This is a genomic window from Pseudomonas sp. BE134, assembly GCF_031456105.1.
Taxonomy (GTDB): domain Bacteria; phylum Pseudomonadota; class Gammaproteobacteria; order Pseudomonadales; family Pseudomonadaceae; genus Aquipseudomonas.
The window spans coordinates 120,553-137,596 of record NZ_JAVDUA010000015.1; the positions used below are offsets into that span (position 1 = coordinate 120,553).

A 17,044-nucleotide genomic window follows, 5' to 3' on the forward strand; every position below is an offset into this window, starting at 1 on the left:
ATGAACAGTCTCCTACCGGTCAATAGCACGCCACTGGAGCGCGCCCTAGAGGCGGCGTTCTACGACAAAACGATTGTCCCGCTGCGCACGCTGTACAACGCAGAGACTTGCCCCGTGCATTTGCTGCCGCACCTTGCGTGGGCCTGGTCGGTCGATCGCTGGGATTACCGGTGGAGCGAGGCGACCAAGCGCGCCGCCATCAAGGCGTCTTACTACATCCATGCCCACAAGGGGACCATCGGCGCCTTGCGCCGGGTGGTCGAGCCCCTGGGTTACCTGATTGAAATTATCGAGTGGTTCAACACGGTGCCCGAAGGAGTGCCGGGCACCTTCGCGCTCAAGGTGGGCGTGCTGGATACCGGTATCACCGAGGAAATGTATCAGGAGCTTGAGCGCCTGATCGATGACGCCAAGCCGGTCACCCGACACCTGACGGGACTGGCGATCTGCCTGGAAACCCAAGGCGTTTTGAACATCGCGGTCAGCGTCTACGAAGGCGACGAAATCGACGTTTACCCGCCGGTGATGCGTGACATCGAGGTCAGCGGCACCCTCGGTGTGGTTGGCCGTGAACACTCCATAGACACCCTGGACGTTTATTATGATTGATGCGAATTCGCAATTTTTTGCGATCCTCACGAACGTGGGGATGGCCAAGCAGGCGAACGCCGACGCGCTCGGCGTGCCCTGGAAGTTTACCCACATGGGCGTGGGGGATGCCAACAACACCGATCCGGTGCCCAGTGCGGCGCAAACCAGCTTGATCAACGAATGGCGCCGCCGGCCGTTGAATCAGGTACGGGTCGACACGGTCAACCCTGCGGTGATTATCGCCGAGCAGATTATCCCTGCCGATGAGGGCGGGCATTGGATTCGCGAAATCGGTCTGTATGACGCGGACGGAGATCTGGTGGCGGTGGCCAACTGCGCGCCGAGCTTCAAGCCGGTGCTGTCGCAAGGCTCCGGGCGCACGCAAGTGGTACGGATGAATTTCATCGTCGCCAGTACCGGCAATATCACGCTGAAGATTGACCCGTCGGTGGTGCTGGCGACCCGCGAGTATGTCGATAACAAAGTTCTGGAAGAGCTGTACAAACTCGACAGCAAGCAATCGGTGTTGGTGGCCAGCACGGCCAACATCGCGCTGGCAGGCCTTCAGGTGATCGACGGCGTGTCGGTGCCGGCGGGCGCTCGGGTGCTGGTGAAAAATCAGGCTGTGGCCAAGGACAACGGCATTTACATTGCAGCTGCCCCTGCCTGGGTGCGTGCGCCGGATGCCGAAACCAATACCGAGGTGAGCTCAGCGCTGCTGGTATCGGTTGAGCAAGGCGCTACGCTGGCCGACTCTCGTTGGCAACTGGTCACGGATGGGGTGATTGTCCTGGGCACCACGCCGCTGACATTCCAGAACGTGACGCAGGGCTTTGCTCCAATCAACTCGCCGGCCATGATCAGTCCAACGGCGAACACGCCGGCTCAGTTCGACAGCTCTCAGTTGCTGATCAACTCGGCGTTTCTGAAGCGGGTGGGGGTCGAATATTCAAACCTGAACTTGGTTGGGGTCAATACGGTTCTAACCAACTCAAGTATAGGCAGTGTGGTTAGTGCGTCCTCGGCAACGCCGATCAATGTGACGTTGCCACCCACGGCGGGTGTCCCGCACGGGGCGACACTTGAGGTGGCCAATGCTGGTGGCGGTGGTACTGTCACTGTTTTGGCTTCTGGCAGTGATGTGCTGTCTGCGCAAAACGGCGTCGTTGTGCCGATCGTCCTAGGGGCAGGGGATAGCGCCTATTTCATCAAAGTAACGGGCGAATGGCGTTTGCGTGGCGGCTCTGTTGCGCTCAAATATGCTGCCGTTATGTCTGGCCCAAACTGGATCACTCGGCCGCAGTTCGACAACACAAAGGCTTTTGCTACAACGGAGTTTGTTCAGCGGGCGTCGGGCAATCTGGCCGGGTACGTTGCCTACGGGGTAAACACTGTTTTGACAGCTGCCGATGTTGGCAAGTACATCTATGCAAACGGGGTGTCCATTACCCTGACATTGCCTGACCTGACACTGCTGCCTGCTGGGAGCAGGCTTTACATTCAGGCATCGGCGTCGAGCAACAAAGTCACCGTAACCTCCGTAAATGGCAACTTTAGCGGGCCTAACGGCTCCGTGGTTGGTTCGCCCAATTTTGTGCTTAGCGAAGGCGTTGCGTCAGAGTTCATCTCATCGGGCACTGGCTGGATTGCGGTCGGTGGTTCAGGCGTCTCTGCGCTTTCCCCCACCGGTTACCAGAAGCTACCTAGCGGCCTGATTATTCAGTGGGGCGTACGGGTAGAGTCTAGCGCCACGAGTGGAAGTATTACGTTGCCGATAGCCTTTAATACCTTTGCCGTCGTACTGGCAAGCGATGCAAAGTCCGGGGACGACAATGTCATTGTGTCGGCCTACATAGCTAATGCTAATTCATTTACATGGCGCGCACAGCTTGGTGGTGGCAGCACCCCTGCTATGCCAGCAACATGGTATTGGGTTGCCATCGGCTATTAACTGCTAAGGGAAATATCTATGTTCGCTTCAAAAGCTGAGCGCGGTTTTTACGATGAAAGAATCCATACATCAATGCCGGATGACGTAGTGGAAATTACCGCCGAGTTGCATGCCGCGCTGATGGATGGCCAAAGTAAAGGCAAGGTTGTTGGTTGGGTGGATGATGGTTACCCGGTGCTGATCGACCCGCCGCCGCCGTCGTCTGAGGCGTTGGCCGCCATTGAGCGGCAATGGCGTGATGGGTGTTTGCTGGCGACCGATGGCGTGGTGTCGCGGCATCGCGACGAGCTGGAAGGTGGCGCCGCCACTACCCTGACGCCTGAGCAATACAGCGCGTTGCAGCAATACCGCCAGGCGCTGCGCAACTGGCCGGAAAATGACGAATTTCCGCTGATCGATCATCGCCCGCCGACGGTTCCTTGGCTGGCCGAGCAAACCCAATAAACGCCCCGCACTGACGGGGCGTTTTCTTTTCCGTTACGCGTAACACCGACACCCTCACAGCCTCGTTCACGCGGGGTTTTTTCGTTTCTGGAGATAGACCTCTATGACTGGCTTTTTTCACGGCGTCACCACGTCGCTGATCGACACCGGCGCGCGCACCATTTCCTTGCCGTCGTCCTCGATCATTGGTTTGTGCGACACCTTCACCCCGGGCCCTCTGGTCACGGCCAAGGTCGGCGAGCTGGTACTGATCACCTCCGAGCGCGAGGCGACTGCCGCCTTTGGCGCTGACTCGGCGATCACCCGTGCCGCCCAGGCGATCTATGTTCGCGCCAAGGCGGTGATCGTCGCGGTGGGTGTGGCCAAGCTGGAAGACGAGGCGCTGCAAACCTCAGCCATCATCGGTGGCGTGCTGGCCTCGGGCGAGCGTACCGGCCTGCAAGCGCTGCTGGACGGCAAGAGCAAGCACAACGCCCAACCCAAGCTGCTGATTGCCCCGGGGCATTCCTCGACGCAAGCCGTGGCAACCGCCATGGATGCCCTGGCCGGCAAGTTGCGCGCGATCGCCATTATCGACGGGTCGAACACCACCGACGAGGACGCGCTGGCCTATGCCGAAAACTTCGGCAGCAAGCGGGTGTTTCTGGTCGATCCGGGTGTGCAGTACTGGGACACGGTCGAGAGCAAGACGGCTGACGCGCCGGGCTCGGCCTGGGTCGCCGGTCTGTTTGCCTGGACCGATGCGACTTATGGCTATTGGGCCTCGCCGTCGAACAAGGAATTTGTCGGCATCACCGGCACTAAGCGCCCGATCGAATATCTCGACGGCGACGACACCTGCCGGGCCAACCTGCTCAACAACGCCAATGTCACCACGATCATTCGTGATGGTGGCTATCGCCTATGGGGCAACCGCACGCTGTCCAGTGACGCGAAATGGTCGTTCGTCACCCGCGTGCGTACCTGCGACATCCTCATGGATGCGATCCAGGCGGGGCACAAGTGGGCGGTCGACCGGTCGATCACCAAGACCTATGTCACCGACGTGACCGAAGGCCTTCAGGCGTTCATGCGTGATCAGAAGAACGCCGGCGCGATCATCAATTTTGAAGTGTTCGCGGACACCGAAATGAACACCGCCAGCCAAATCGAGCAAGGCAAGGTGTATTGGCGCATTCGCTTCACCGACGTGCCGCCAGCGGAAAACCCGAACTTCCTGATCGAAGTCACCAACCAGTGGTTGACCGAAGTCCTCGACGCTTAAGGAGCGCTAGATGATTCCTCAAACTTTGTACAACACCAACCTGTTCGTCGACGGTATCAACTTTGCTGGCGACGTGCCGAGTTTGACCTTGCCCAAGCTGACCACCAAAACCGACGAATATCGAGGCGGTGGCATGGCCGGTGCCATCGAAATGTCCCAGGGTCTGGAAAAGATGGAAGCGTCGTTTGTCACCAAAGGCGTGCGCCGTGAGTCGCTCAAGCACTTCGGTCTGGCCGATGGCTCGGCCTTCAACGCGTCTTTCCGTGGTGCGTTCCGCGGCCATAAAGGCACGGTCACGGCAGTCGTGGCCACCTTGCGCGGGCTGCTGAAAGAGGTCGACTTGGGTGACTGGAAAGCCGGTGATCCGGCGGAGATCAAACACGCCATTGCGCCGGTTTACTACAAGCTCGAAATCGACGGCCGTCTGATGTACGAAATCGACATGATCGCCGGTGTTCAGGTGATCGATGGCAATGACCAGCTCGCCGAAGTGCGCTCCGCACTCGGCCTCTAAGGGAATAAATCAGGATGACCACGGGAACTGACAAAAAGCTGCCGGGCTGGCTGGCGATCAACACCGACAGCGCGTTGATTGCCCTCTCGCGACCGAGCGAGGTCAACGGCGTGAAGGTCGATACGTTGAGGCTGCGCGCGCCACTGGTGCGCGAGGTCCGTGCCGCCGATCGGGCGGCCGGTGACGACGATGAACTGCGCGAGCTGCAGCTGTTCGCCAGCTTGGCCGAGGCGGGCCTCAAGGATCTGGAGGGCTTGAAAGTGGTGGACTACCGCCGCCTCCAAGCGGCCTATTCCCAGCTGGTGCCGCACGCCGACTATTCGAAATCGCTCCCAGCGTGGCTGTCGGTCACCGCCGAAAACGCCGTCGTTAGCTTGTCACGCCCGAGCGAGATCAACAGTGTGCTGATCGACAAGCTGACCCTGCGCTCGCCGACCGTGCGCGACGTGCGGGCGGCTGATCGTGCGGCAGGTGGTGATGATGAGCAGCGCGAGCTGATGTTGTTCGCCGAGCTGGCCGGCGCTGCTATCTCCGATCTGGAGGGCCTGAAAGTGGTGGACTACAACCGTCTGCAGGCCGGCTATTTTCGTCTGGAGCAAGACGACGGGGTTTGATCCGGGGGTGATGAAGATGGTGGCGAAACGCCTCGCGGCGGACACGGGTTTTTCCGCCGCCGAGATTCAGTCGATGCCGTTTTCCGAGATGGTTTGGTGGCTCACGGATTGAGCCGCTTTCCGGTAATGCTCTGCACAGGGGAGCCATGACATGGCAAACAAACTCTCCCTCGGGTTGGTGATCGGTGGTGCCGTCAGTCCTACGGTCGGCACAGCGTTCAATGAGGTGACGGGGCGTATCAAGCGCCTAGAAGCGGAAGGCAATAAGGCGCGCGTGCTGCAGCGCACGATTGGCGACACTATCCGCCTGCGCGATGAATGGAAAAAAGCCCACGACAGCGGCGCCGCCGGGGCGTCCAAGCTGTTGGGTCGCTTGAACTCCAACCTCGACAGCCTGAAAAAGCAGGGTGTCGAAGTCGGTCGTCTGGATAAGGCATACCGGTCCCTGGGCCAAGCAGCGAACAAGGCTGAATTCAAAGCCAAGGGCTATCAGCAAGTCGATGCCGGCAAGGCCGGGATGAAAAGCACGGTGGGGCAGGCCGTGGCCGGTGTGGCAACGGTGGGTATTGCGACAAAGGTCAGCGCGGACTTCGGGGCCATCGTTCGCGACATCGCAATCAAGGCTGGCATTGCCAACGATCCGAAAGAAAAGCAGATGTCGCAGAAGATCATCGAGACTTCGCGCGACACCGGCATGGCACGTAATGAAGTCGCCGACGTGGTCAACCAGTTGGTGGGGGCCGGGATGGACCTGGCCAAGGCGTTGGAGTATGCGCCGGTGGCGGCCAAGTTTGCCGTGGGCCAGGGCTCGAACGGCGCCGACACGGCGAAGATGATCAATGCGCTGGGGCAAAACGCCAAGATCACTGATGCCAAACAGATGCAGCAGGCACTCGAAGCGATTGCCTTTCAGGGGCAGGCCGGCAGCTTCGAGGCGGTCGACATGGCCCGCTGGTTTCCTGAGCTGCTGTCGAACATGGGCAACCTCAACATAACTGGCATCGCCGCGGTGACGCAATTGGGCGCGATGCTGCAGGTGCAGATGAAAACCGCCGGCGGCGCCGATGAGGCGGCGAACAATCTGAAAAACTGGATGGGCAAGATCGGCTCAACCGACACGGTGGAGGCCTACAAAAAGGCTGGCATCGACTACAAGGGCTCGATGCAAACCGGTTTGCAGAGCGGCCTGTCGACGCTGGAATCGAGCATGGCGTTGGCGCAGAAGTACATTCAGACCACCGACCCGAAACGGGCGTTACTGATGGCCGAAGCCACCTCGAAAATCAGCCAGGAAGCGGATCCGGAAAAAGCCAAAGCGATGATGGCTTCGCTAGAGGAGGCCTTGCGTACCGGCGACCTGTTCGCCGACATGCAGGTCAAGGCCGCGCTCTCGGCGTTCCTGCAGAACAAGGCGCTGTACAGCCAGTTGAAAAGCGACTCGCGCGAAGCGTCGGGCATCCTCGATAAAAACCTCAGCGAGCGGCGTGAGTCGTCGGCGCAGAAGTGGGCCGAAATGGCACAGTCGATGGACGATGCCATGCGCAGCGTTGGCGATGCCTTGCGGCCGGTGACGGATTCCGTGGCCGAAGGCCTGAGCAAATTGACCAAAGGCATCACCGTGCTGGCGGACAGCTCGCCGGGCGTGGTCACCGGCATTGCGGCGGTAGGGGGCGGTTTACTCGCGCTGCAGACAGCTTTCAGCTCGTTCAAGATCGGTAAAGGATTGCTCAACCTGGCGCGCGGGACGCAGGGCAAAGGCAAGTCCGGCGAGGTGCAGAAAGGCTTCGTCACCAACTCGTTGGAGGGCGACGTCACCGGCCAGGTTGCCGAACCCAAAAGCAAAACGGGTAAGGCCTTATCCCTGGTCGAGACTGGGTTGAAGGCGGTGGCGGCCATCAAGGGCATGCCCGAGGCCAATGATGCGGCTGATGGACAGGCGGGAAAGAAAGCCGGCGGATTTGACTTGGTGTCGACTGGCCTCAAGGTGGTGTCGCTCGCCAAAGAAGCCACCGTCGACGGTGATGTGCAAGCTGGCCTTGAAGACGGCGCCGTCAGGAAAGTGTTTGTGGTGAACTCCGTGGCCATAGGCGGCGGTGGACCTGTCGAGAATCGGCGACGTGGTCGCGGTGCCGCCCGTAATTCATTGCGGCGGCGTCGGTCTGCCGTGCCGCCACGACCGGGAGGTCCATCACGTCCAGCGGTCCCCGCGCCAAAGTCGCCGGTTCCAGCGCTGCGTCCAGCCGTGCCACTGCCGCCAACCGGCGGTGTGTTGGCCAAGGTTGGGGGCTTGGCGGGAACAATAGGGAAGGTCGGCAAACTGGGCAAGGTGATCCCGGGCGGATCGCTGCTGGAAGCCGGTAGCATGGCATTTGACACCTACAAAAATGCCAAAAACCAGGATGAAAAGGCCGAAGGCTACGGTGCGGCAGCGGGTTCGCTGGCAGGCACCATGGCCGGTGCTGCTGCCGGGGCGGCTATCGGTTCGGTGGTGCCCATCATTGGTACCGCAATTGGCGGCATGGTCGGTGCGTACCTGGGCAGCATGGGCGGGACTGCATTGGGTGGAGTGGCGGGCAAGTCGTGGTTTGGTGGCGAGGGCGAAAAGCCAGCGACGCCAGCTACACCGTTACTGAAGGCGCCTCGGCCGGGGCCGGTGGTCCCCAGCTTGGCCAGCATGGGGCGTTCCTTCAACGGGACGAACGAGTCCGGCGCGTTGCTGATGGCGACCGCCGCCGCGCCATCTAACCCAGCCTTAGGCGATGTCGCACGTGCGTTGGCCACTCCGGCACCGGTTAAACCGGCGATGGTGATCCAGCCCAAAGGGCCAGAAAAACCGGCGCCGACCAAAGTGGATCAGCAGTTTCAGTACTCCTTGAGTATGCCGGTCACGGTGCAAGGGGATGTGAAAGATCCACAACGCCTGGCCCAGGACTTGATGCCGCACATGCAGCGGATGATGGCTGACGCCGCGAAACAGAACGCGTCGAACCGTTTGTTCGATGAGCCCCATTTGTAAGAAGGAGAACCCATGACCTACATGGAACAGCTGGAGGCCGGTCTCAAGTACCTGGTCGAAGCCGGGGAGGCGGGACGTCGGAGTGCGGACGGCATGCTGGGCCCGGTCAACGGTGCGATCAGCGAAATCACCGGAGCCGCGTCCGAGCTGGAAAACATCCCCTTCGTTGGGCCGGAAATCGGCGCCAAGCTGCAGCGGGTGATGCGGGGCGTAGGTGCGGCGCAGGCTAAGGTCGGGCAGGTGGTGGCTACCTACGGGCGGGCCACTCGAGCCGCTGCCGAGGTGCAGGAACGCATGGGCACGCTGAAGGAACAGGCGGGTAAAGCGTCGACGGCGATCAACAAAATCGCCGGCCAGGTCAGCCCATCGTTATCCAACATCGTGCCCACCAGCACTTTTGCCACCGATGCTACGCCGGCGCCGGAAGCGGTGAAGCCGTTCCCGCACCTGCTGATCATTCAGCCGCAAGTCCCCAAAGCCCAACCGTACTACTTCAACCTGGACACCGCTGCTTTCGATGAACTGACGCGTTCGACCGAGTTTCGCTGGGCTTCGCAAGAGCGCCTGTCGCGCCGGCCAGCGCAGCAGGCGGTTGGTATCGGCGAAGAGAAAATAACCCTGAAAGGCGCGATCTACCCCGGCTTCAAAGGTGGGCTTAAGCAACTTAATACCCTGCGCAGCATCGGTGCTCAGCTGAAACCGTTAACCCTAACCACGGGTTATGGCGAGGTGTTGGGCACTTGGTGTCTGAAGAATATCGCGGAGGAGCAGGGCGCGCTGATGCACGGCGGTATTCCACGTAAACAAGGATTCACTCTGGAGTTTGTGCGCTATGGCGACGACATGCAGAACATCTAACGGAGATCTGCTGGACACCATTTGCCATAACTTTTATGGCCACCTGACGGGCAGTGTCGAGGCCGTGCTGGATGCCAACCAGGGATTGGCCGATGAGCCGCAACCCTATCGGGCTGGTGTGGTAATCACGCTGCCGGATCTGCTACGCCCTTCTGAGGAGGGGATCACCCTGTGGGACTGAGACAGACCACGACCAACTTAAACCCGCCTTGTGCGGGTTTTCTTTTGAGCACACTCCATGACCCCAATTTTTCGCATCGTCGCCAATGGCGCTGATATCACAGTGCTGATCAATGATCGGCTGATCCAGTTACGCACCCTGGACAAGCCCGGGATGGAGTCCGATGAGTTTGAGTTACGCATCGATGATCGCGATGGCCAGGTGAGTTTGCCGTCACGCGGCAGTGCCATCGAGGTCTATCTCGGTTACGCCGAAACGTCGCTGACCCGCATGGGACGGTACGTGGTGGATGAGATCGAGGTCTCGGGACCACCGGACACATTGGTGATCAAGGGGAAGGCCAGTGATATGCGCGGCACGGGCAAGACCATTCGCAGTGGCAGTTGGGAAAACGTGCCGCTGTCGACCATTGTGGCGGATATTGCCACGCGCAACGGCTGGCAACCGGGCTGTTCGTTGGCGACTAAGGTGCTCCGGGCAGACCAGCTCAACGAGTCCGACTTCAATTTCCTAACCCGGCTGGCCAAGCAGTACGACTGCATGGCTAAGGTGGCCGAAGGCAAGCTGTTGGTAATGCCGCGCCAAGGCGGTCAGAGCGCAAGCGGCAAGACCTTTGGTGCTGTCACCCTGACGCGCAGCGATGTCAGTCGTTGGCAGTTTCGGCTCGGGGATCGCAATGCCCACAAGGCCGTGGCGACCAAACATCAGGATAAGAAAAACGGGAAGCTGGTGGTGGTCTCCCTGGACAACGATGACGTGCCCGACGGTCTGCCGGCGGTGCATACCGACCGACATATCTACCCCAACAAAACCGCCGCCGAGGCGGCGGCCAAGGCGCGGCTGGCAGCGTTCAATCGTTCCGGCGCCGACGTGCGTCTGGAGATGCCCGGGCGCACGGATATTTTCGCCGAGCGACCGATCAATGCCCAGGGCTTCAAGGAAGGTCTCGACGGTGAGTACCTGTCCGACTCGGTCGAACAGATTTTCACCCAGTCCGGATGGTCGACCACTGTGGAGTGCAATGGCGGCAAGCAGGGCAAAGCCAAGGCCAAAGGCAAGAAGAAAAAACAACCGCAAGACCTGAAGGTGGTGGCGCTGAATCCATAAGGCACAACCGTCATCAGAGTGCCACCGGCAGACAGAACAGGAGATTGACCCATGCCGTTAACCGAACAACAGCTACTGCGCATCATGCCAAACGCCCGCCGCCAAGCGGGTGTTTTTGTATCCGCGTTAAACGCAGCGATGATCCACCGACAAATAAACACGCCCAAACGCCAAGCGGCGTTCCTCGCGCAGGTCGGGCACGAATCGGGTCAACTGCAGTACGTACGTGAACTGGGCGGCGATCAGTACCTGAGCAAATATGACACCGGCAATCTGGCGGCGAAGCTGGGTAATACTCCGGAAGCGGATGGTGATGGTCAGCGTTATCGCGGACGGGGCCTGATTCAGATCACCGGTCACAGCAACTACCTGCGCTGTAGCCTGGCGCTGTTCGGTGACGAGCGCCTGCTGCGCACGCCTGAATTGCTCGAGCAACCGCAATGGGCTGCCGAGTCAGCCGCATGGTTCTGGTGGATACGTGAACTGAACGCGCTGGCGGATCGGAGCGAATTCGAGGCGATCACCCGCAAGATTAATGGCGGGCTGAATGGCCTGGCGGATCGGCTGCAGCTGTGGGAGCGGGCGAGGGCGGTGTTATGCGTCTTGTCGAACTGATCCCGGCACCGTATCGAATGTTGGCTGTTGGTGGGTCGCTGGCCGCAGTCGCTGCTGGTGCTGCCGCGCTGGCTTGGCAGGTCCAGGACTGGCGCTGCGGCCAACAACTCGCCGAACAGTCCCGCCTGCAGACCGACACCCTCAACCAGATGACCTTGGCCTCGGCCGAGCAACTGCGTGCAGAGCAGAGCAAACGTCTGGCCCTGGAGCAGCGGCTTTCAACCAGTGAACAAACCCATTACCGAGCCCTGAGCGATGCCCTACGTGATCAAGGTCGCCTGCGCGACCGTCTTGCCACTGCTGATCTGCGCCTGTCAGTCCTTCTCGACGCCACCGCTGCCGGCGGCAGCAGTACAGTGCCAACCCCCACCGCCACCGGCGGCGTGGTTCATGGCGCCACAAGAGCAGAACTTGACCCAGCGCATGCTCAACGAATTATCGGCATCACCGATGTAGGCGACCAAGGACTGATCGCCTTGGCGGCCTGCCAGGCCTATGCCAAAGAAGTTTCAACACCAAAGTGAAAAAGAGCGGTCGGGATGGATGCGTAAACATCAAACCCAACCGCCATCCCTGCAGATTGGCACTGCAAGTCCAGCCAAGGCTCTTGCTCCGTGCACAAAGCGCGGCAAGCCTAGATTTTGTTTATATATAAATAAAGTAAAGCTCTTGCTATTTATGTCTACACCCATCTTCCCTTGGATGAGCTGCAAACGCCGCCTGGCGCCGATCGCCCCATTCTGCTCTTCCCACCTCATGTGCTATGTTGAAGTTTTTGCTGACGGTGCCGCTGCTGTTCTTCATGTGCTGACTGCCGAATTGAGGTCGGCTTACCTACTGAAATTACAGCCAATCAAAGCGACCGGCCGCCGTCGCGTCGGGACGGGGGAGTTCTTTACCGCCGCCATGCAAACTAACGCAGATCTTTTCGACCGCCGGCTGATTCTCCAGCGTTTGGAAGGATCTGAAGCAGTTGCTGCGCGGTGATTGGTGTTGTCTCTAAGCAAGGGCTTACTTCTAAGGGGCCTAACATGATTTAATATACGATCAAAAAAAATGGAGCATCCCAATGATTTTATCAGTAATTCCTACTGAGTCTCGGTCATTGAAAAATAAGCTAGGCATTACGTTATCGGTACTAGTTGTTTTTTCGCTACTCGCTAACGCCGTAATTGGAGTTCTTTGGATATGTCGGAACTTCAACTTTATTCCGGTATATGGGGATACACCAGAATATTTTGCGCTTTCAAAAACCCTGGTTGTCGATCAATATCGTGGGGTTTTTTATCCGGCAATAATAAGAGTCGCCTCAATATTGTCTGAGATCTTTGCAACAACCCCTCAGGTGTTGATATACGCAATGCAGTTATTTTTAGCGTTGATAGCTGCTTTTTCTTTGTGTACTCTTATATTGCGTAACAGGCCTTTCGCTAAGGTGGTATCACTTGTAGTAGCGATATCGGTAACTTTAAATCCATTGATCGCTCATTTTTGCATGTCTGTGCTAACAGATTCCTTAGCAGCCTCATTCACCGTAATATTTTCCGCCGCGCTTATCCGGGCGTGCGCCAAGGAGGCAACAGTAAAGAGGTTTTTTATTAACTCCTTAATTGCAGCATTGACACTCACTCTATTGTCTACTCTGCGGGTAGATAAACTTTATCTATCTATAGCGGTTTTTTTACTTGCGCTTTGTGCTCTGTGCCTTTCGAGAAAAAACAAATCAAGTATCTACAAATTATTGGTCGGTTTGTTATTGCTAGTTGTTTCTGTTGGGTCAGCAATAGCTATCAAGAATACCACCACTGTTTATAACTCCCAGCGGCCACCCCTAGATTTTTCTAGCATGGCTTTCAATAGGGTTGTATGGCCGCGCTTGACAGAAGTATACCCATATCTGTCTGATGCAGTTAAGTCCCACATTACGATGGCTGATGCGGAGTTGTTCGATTCTCACAATAATTATGTGTTTCCACTGCTAACACGCGAACTAGCTAAGGCAGATGGCAAGAAAACGATAGATGCGGTAACCCTAGCGACAATTAAATATTTTCCATTGCAAGTGGCGACGAATACGCTCTTCGATTTTACAAAATACTCTCTGCCAAATCTGCAGTTTCCACTTGAAGCATATAATATTCTTCCGAAATCAGCCGGAACATCGTGGACCATTGAGCGAATGGAGATGCTTCGTCCACTGACTACAAAAATATACCTCATTATTGGGCTGATTCAATTTATAGCGGTTGGATTGCTTGTTGTATGGTTTTTCAGTACGCAAGTTAGTATCTATAAATTATGTAAAGAGAATTATTTGACAGTATTAATCATATTGTCGACGATTTTCACAAACTCTGCCCTTTTCGCATTAAGTTCCGGGATGCATGCACATATACGATATGCCATTCCTACTTATACAATAATTCAAATACTACTTGCGTCATCAGCAATGCTTGCAATGTATCGACTCGCCCCTGGTAGGGAGTCACATGCTCCAATGGAGGCAGCACAGAAAAGCATTCAGCCTACGCATCATGAAAATCTTCAGTGAAGTGCCAAGCTAATATTATTCCAAGTCTATTTCTTCACCATTGGGTGGAGTAAGTGGCCTGCCGATTCGCTTACGACGTTGACTCGGTTAGCTGTATGCAATCCATAAAATTCGCTTCTTAGAGAGTGGGGTTATGGATTGCATACGCAGAATTTTAAGTAATGGGGATTTTCATTAGATTAGTTCTCCGCGGCAATCTTTTTTTGCTTCCCTCCACGATAAGTTTTTCAGATAACTCTTAAGTGCGATAGCTATCCTGATGGGTAAGGTGACTGCCATTCCTACCGCGACCCAGCGTCGTATCTTCCTTTCGGAAACAAAGATCTCAGAACTATAAGTAGCGTAGCTACAACCTAGCCTAAGTCTTTTTGGCGACGATATAGATGATGTCACTGGGCAGGAGCCGCAAAATCGGCAAAGAAATGGCGATCGCGCAATAAATGAAAACCCTGGAGATCATTCCCTGCTTCCCGGTATAGGAAATTCTAGTGTAAAGACCTTGTAGTCCAAGAGTAGGGAGCATTCCGGACTTGATCACAGCGAAGTTTTGCTTTTTCAGTAGGTCCGAAAGATTTTTATTGTTAAAATAGTGAACGTGTGGCGAGGGAAGATCCTTCTGCCAGAGCCTTTCGAAGAACCCGAACTTACCTATCCTACAAAAAAGCCTAGATAGCTTGTAAAAAATCCCGTCGCTGCTTGGCAAGTTAAGGACTAACAGGCCGCCTTCATTCAAGCGCGCATGACATGCCGTCAGCACGTTGTCTATACTTGGTATGTGCTCAATCACATCATTGAATACAACCACATCGAAAGTTTCAGAAGCTTCAAGCGCGTCAGGAAAGTAACCTCTGCGCACTGGAAGACCTTTCGCAGCGGTAGATTTAAATACCACTTCGTCTGGCTCGACGCCAAGCACATCAAACTTCTTCATGGCGGCTTCTACAAACCAGCCATGTGCACAGCCAACATCCACTAGGGTTCCCCCTGTAGGTTTAAGCTTGGAGATGATACGTAGTAACTTGTTGAAGTTGCTAATCCTAACCTCACGAAGACCTGTTTCTCTTTCTGTCTCGTTAATAAGCTCGTGCGACGACGAGTCATTAATTGTCGGTTGAAGGTCAGCTTTCTCGTAACAACAAGTTACGCACTCGAAATGCCAGGGTTGGATCCCTGACGCAAGAATTCCATTGCAGACTGGACAGTTGTTGTTCATGTGCGCCCTTATAGCACTATTGGCTATCAACTAATTTTGTTTTATCCAAAAAGAATAGCCATTAATCGCATCTTGCTTCTTGAATTTTTCTTTGCTTAAAAGATCAATAGTTAATGTGTTTTCATTGTTTGAATTTAGTATGATTGATGAAATTTTTATTGATTGGAGTGTGGCTCGTACACGTCCACCATCCCCTTCGATTTTACCTGTCACAAAATCATACAAGACGCGCCTTCTCTCATAGTTTTCATCTCCAATAGCTGGCCTCAAAAGATCTAAATATGGCCCTCGTGTACTCACGAGTCGTGGATGCTTTTCAAATCTTGAAATGATACCAGCTATTTCATCTGGTGCGAGCAACATTCCATTTCCTTGATCCATAGCAACGGCTTTCTGGGCAACTAGAAGATCGGGGCTTGAAATTTTCCATGCTGCAAAGCTGTCAATTTTTCCGATGTTGTCCGAGCGAAGTGTATTGAATGGGATTGAGTAAAATGTCAAGAACAGTACAATTACAGATAGTGGTGCAACAAGCAATCGGTAAGGCTTTTGTTTAAATAGCTCGGTTGCAATCATGCAGAAAGATACTGCAGAAAAAACCAAGATTGGAAAAGACCAAACAACTCGCCAATAAACTGGAGGGGTTGTTACGTATCGCGATATGAAATCGGATAACCACGGATTAAGGTAGATTGTAAAAAATATAAAAGGAGGAACAGCTAATCTCCATTTTGTTATCGTGTCTTTAGCCAAAACTGGGCCGGCCAAAAGCAGAATTCCTACCAAGTATTGCTGGTGGGCTCCAAATACAGAAGTCCATACACCCTCTGCTGTCTCAGTCCCCAAATTCATAACTGGCGAGCCCTTAAGTTGCAGGGCAATATTGATCAAATAAGGAAAAGGAATAAATAAAATAGCTAGTACGTAGTAAGATTTACTCTTTGCGCTTTTTAGCGCCAGTGGAATGTTAGACGCTAAAGCTCCAAATCCTGCAATTGGACCAGCGAGCATTCCAAAGTTAGTTAACCCGATCGCTGCTACTTGACAGCACGCCAGTAAAAACAAATCAGTAGTAGTTCCTCGTTTTGAAAAAAAACGCGCCGTAAGGTAGAAAATAGCTGGAACAATAACTGATAGAAAAACAGATTTTCCTTGAAAAAGGCGGACGTATGAAAAATTTGCTGCGCTACGATGCATTTCTCCGAGTAGTAAAGTAAGTAGAAATGTTATGAGGCCGGCTAAAATCCAACTACCAGGGATTAGCTCTCTTGTTAAAAGAAAGGTTGCAGCTATGCTTACAATAACCCATATAGGTAATAGGTAAATATAGTAAGCATCCATTGAAGGGATTGAAAATAAATAGGAAAAAGCGCCAGAAAGTAATTCAAATGAAGAGAAGCGGTAACTTGGGAGTATTAATGGTAGTCCAGGTTCTCCGAGCATCGGGTCACCTGCAAGAAGGCTTTGCTCTGGATTTGACGATGAAAAAGCTGCGATAGCAACATAAAATGAGTCATCCAAGTCGTTTCTCGAAACTGCGTAAGAAAGTATGATTGCCGTAATTGAAATTAGTAGGATTATTAGGGGGGAGTATTTGCTCTCTGTTTTAGTTGTGATTAGAAGTTTTGATTGTGTTTTTGATTCTGGTGAAATGAGAGTAATTGTTAATAAAGATATAGCAAGAGTCCAAAATGCTGACCATGACCAGTATAGGACTGCTGGCAATATAAGAAGAATTATTGTTGTAAGTTGGGGGAGGTATTTTTGGTAGGGGTTGTATTGCTTAAGTTCGGTAGTTGTATTTGGTGAATTGGTTTGGTGGGTTCTCGGTAAAAAAAAGTATGCTAAAAATAACGTGAGAATTGCCAGGGGCGCGAGGGTCAGAAGATTTTTTAAATTCCAGCCAAGCAAAACACAAGCTTGCGCTGAGATGGTCCATCCAGCAAAAGCAATCAGGAAAGTAGAAATTATTTTTCGTAGAATCATCTCGCCGGGATCATTGAAAAGTGTGGGCTGTGTGTCTGAGTTGCTTTCTTTTGCATCGAGGCTGGTGCTATTAACTTTGTAAGCTTCATTGGCCATAGGGGGTGTCCAGTTAGAAGTATTGTCCATAAGTGAAAAAAAG

The 17,044-nt window shown here is 54.7% G+C and carries 16 protein-coding genes and 1 pseudogene; 15 read left to right on the plus strand and 2 right to left on the minus strand.

The features are described 5' to 3' along the window. From J2Y56_RS14580 to J2Y56_RS14650, 15 genes and pseudogenes are all read left to right on the plus strand, one after another. On the plus strand, window positions 1-609 hold the full coding sequence (locus J2Y56_RS14580) for a phage tail protein I (RefSeq protein ID WP_310350911.1): 609 nt from the start codon (window positions 1-3) through the stop codon (window positions 607-609). Next, window positions 602-2,542 (plus strand): phage tail protein, encoded by a 1,941-nt coding sequence (locus tag J2Y56_RS14585; RefSeq protein ID WP_310350913.1) that lies wholly within the window; start codon window positions 602-604, stop codon window positions 2,540-2,542. Before J2Y56_RS14580 ends, J2Y56_RS14585 begins: the two co-directional genes overlap by 8 nt. 18 nt (window positions 2,543-2,560) lie before the next feature. After that, complete coding sequence (locus J2Y56_RS14590) at window positions 2,561-2,986, plus strand: tail fiber assembly protein (RefSeq protein WP_310350916.1); 426 nt, start codon at window positions 2,561-2,563, stop codon at window positions 2,984-2,986. Window positions 2,987-3,089: 103 nt separating this feature from the next. Further along, complete coding sequence (locus J2Y56_RS14595) at window positions 3,090-4,250, plus strand: phage tail sheath family protein (RefSeq protein ID WP_310350917.1); 1,161 nt, start codon at window positions 3,090-3,092, stop codon at window positions 4,248-4,250. Between the two features lie 10 nt (window positions 4,251-4,260). Continuing rightward, a complete protein-coding gene (locus J2Y56_RS14600) occupies window positions 4,261-4,764 on the plus strand; it encodes a phage major tail tube protein (RefSeq protein WP_310350918.1) in 504 nt (167 codons plus the stop codon). Between the two features lie 14 nt (window positions 4,765-4,778). Further along, window positions 4,779-5,069, plus strand: a pseudogene (locus tag J2Y56_RS14605) (phage tail assembly protein); the annotation flags it as partial. Continuing rightward, on the plus strand, window positions 5,067-5,378 hold the full coding sequence (locus J2Y56_RS14610; RefSeq protein ID WP_310350966.1) for a phage tail assembly protein: 312 nt from the start codon (window positions 5,067-5,069) through the stop codon (window positions 5,376-5,378). The pseudogene J2Y56_RS14605 and the gene J2Y56_RS14610, both read left to right, overlap by 3 nt. Before the next feature lie 151 nt (window positions 5,379-5,529). After that, window positions 5,530-8,394, plus strand: coding sequence for a phage tail tape measure protein (locus tag J2Y56_RS14615; RefSeq protein ID WP_310350921.1), 2,865 nt, complete (start codon window positions 5,530-5,532; stop codon window positions 8,392-8,394). Between the two features lie 12 nt (window positions 8,395-8,406). Next, on the plus strand, window positions 8,407-9,252 hold the full coding sequence (locus J2Y56_RS14620) for a phage tail protein (protein ID WP_310350923.1): 846 nt from the start codon (window positions 8,407-8,409) through the stop codon (window positions 9,250-9,252). Continuing rightward, window positions 9,227-9,433, plus strand: coding sequence for a tail protein X (locus tag J2Y56_RS14625; RefSeq protein WP_310350925.1), 207 nt, complete (start codon window positions 9,227-9,229; stop codon window positions 9,431-9,433). The genes J2Y56_RS14620 and J2Y56_RS14625 overlap by 26 nt, the downstream gene beginning before the upstream one ends. A gap of 57 nt (window positions 9,434-9,490) precedes the next feature. Continuing rightward, on the plus strand, window positions 9,491-10,540 hold the full coding sequence (locus J2Y56_RS14630) for a contractile injection system protein, VgrG/Pvc8 family (RefSeq protein WP_310350927.1): 1,050 nt from the start codon (window positions 9,491-9,493) through the stop codon (window positions 10,538-10,540). A gap of 51 nt (window positions 10,541-10,591) precedes the next feature. Beyond that, window positions 10,592-11,155 (plus strand): glycoside hydrolase family 19 protein, encoded by a 564-nt coding sequence (locus J2Y56_RS14635; RefSeq protein WP_310350928.1) that lies wholly within the window; start codon window positions 10,592-10,594, stop codon window positions 11,153-11,155. Then, entirely contained in the window at window positions 11,137-11,679 is a 543-nt protein-coding gene (locus J2Y56_RS14640) for a lysis protein (RefSeq protein WP_310350931.1), read from the plus strand. Before J2Y56_RS14635 ends, J2Y56_RS14640 begins: the two co-directional genes overlap by 19 nt. A gap of 19 nt (window positions 11,680-11,698) precedes the next feature. Next, window positions 11,699-12,142, plus strand: coding sequence for a hypothetical protein (locus J2Y56_RS28470; RefSeq protein ID WP_405046858.1), 444 nt, complete (start codon window positions 11,699-11,701; stop codon window positions 12,140-12,142). An 82-nt stretch (window positions 12,143-12,224) separates the two neighbouring features. Further along, window positions 12,225-13,706 carry a hypothetical protein gene (locus J2Y56_RS14650; RefSeq protein ID WP_310350933.1) on the plus strand — a complete coding sequence of 494 codons (1,482 nt, stop codon included), beginning with the start codon at window positions 12,225-12,227 and terminating at the stop codon, window positions 13,704-13,706. Window positions 13,707-14,064: 358 nt separating this feature from the next. On the opposite strand, the gene J2Y56_RS14655 is transcribed toward J2Y56_RS14650, so the two are convergent. Together J2Y56_RS14655 and J2Y56_RS14660 are read right to left on the minus strand one after the other, a co-directional pair. Continuing rightward, complete coding sequence (locus tag J2Y56_RS14655; RefSeq protein WP_310350936.1) at window positions 14,065-14,919, minus strand: class I SAM-dependent methyltransferase; 855 nt, start codon at window positions 14,917-14,919, stop codon at window positions 14,065-14,067. A gap of 30 nt (window positions 14,920-14,949) precedes the next feature. After that, window positions 14,950-17,001 carry a DUF6077 domain-containing protein gene (locus J2Y56_RS14660; protein ID WP_310350939.1) on the minus strand — a complete coding sequence of 684 codons (2,052 nt, stop codon included), beginning with the start codon at window positions 16,999-17,001 and terminating at the stop codon, window positions 14,950-14,952. Window positions 17,002-17,044: the final 43 nt, after the last annotated feature.

What these genes read in the sequence shown, in the direction of transcription:
- J2Y56_RS14625 (WP_310350925.1), top strand. Translation starts at nt 9,227, where the DNA reads ATGGCGACGACATGCAGAACATCTAACGGAGATCTGCTGGACACCATT.
- J2Y56_RS14615 (WP_310350921.1), top strand. Translation starts at nt 5,530, where the DNA reads ATGGCAAACAAACTCTCCCTCGGGTTGGTGATCGGTGGTGCCGTCAGT.
- J2Y56_RS14600 (WP_310350918.1), top strand. Translation starts at nt 4,261, where the DNA reads ATGATTCCTCAAACTTTGTACAACACCAACCTGTTCGTCGACGGTATC.
- J2Y56_RS14635 (WP_310350928.1), top strand. Translation starts at nt 10,592, where the DNA reads ATGCCGTTAACCGAACAACAGCTACTGCGCATCATGCCAAACGCCCGC.
- J2Y56_RS14650 (WP_310350933.1), top strand. Translation starts at nt 12,225, where the DNA reads ATGATTTTATCAGTAATTCCTACTGAGTCTCGGTCATTGAAAAATAAG.
- J2Y56_RS14590 (WP_310350916.1), top strand. Translation starts at nt 2,561, where the DNA reads ATGTTCGCTTCAAAAGCTGAGCGCGGTTTTTACGATGAAAGAATCCAT.
- J2Y56_RS14620 (WP_310350923.1), top strand. Translation starts at nt 8,407, where the DNA reads ATGACCTACATGGAACAGCTGGAGGCCGGTCTCAAGTACCTGGTCGAA.
- J2Y56_RS14595 (WP_310350917.1), top strand. Translation starts at nt 3,090, where the DNA reads ATGACTGGCTTTTTTCACGGCGTCACCACGTCGCTGATCGACACCGGC.
- J2Y56_RS14660 (WP_310350939.1), bottom strand. Translation starts at nt 17,001, where the DNA reads ATGGCCAATGAAGCTTACAAAGTTAATAGCACCAGCCTCGATGCAAAA.
- J2Y56_RS14585 (WP_310350913.1), top strand. Translation starts at nt 602, where the DNA reads ATGATTGATGCGAATTCGCAATTTTTTGCGATCCTCACGAACGTGGGG.
- J2Y56_RS14630 (WP_310350927.1), top strand. Translation starts at nt 9,491, where the DNA reads ATGACCCCAATTTTTCGCATCGTCGCCAATGGCGCTGATATCACAGTG.
- J2Y56_RS14640 (WP_310350931.1), top strand. Translation starts at nt 11,137, where the DNA reads ATGCGTCTTGTCGAACTGATCCCGGCACCGTATCGAATGTTGGCTGTT.
- J2Y56_RS14580 (WP_310350911.1), top strand. Translation starts at nt 1, where the DNA reads ATGAACAGTCTCCTACCGGTCAATAGCACGCCACTGGAGCGCGCCCTA.
- J2Y56_RS28470 (WP_405046858.1), top strand. Translation starts at nt 11,699, where the DNA reads ATGCGTAAACATCAAACCCAACCGCCATCCCTGCAGATTGGCACTGCA.
- J2Y56_RS14655 (WP_310350936.1), bottom strand. Translation starts at nt 14,919, where the DNA reads ATGAACAACAACTGTCCAGTCTGCAATGGAATTCTTGCGTCAGGGATC.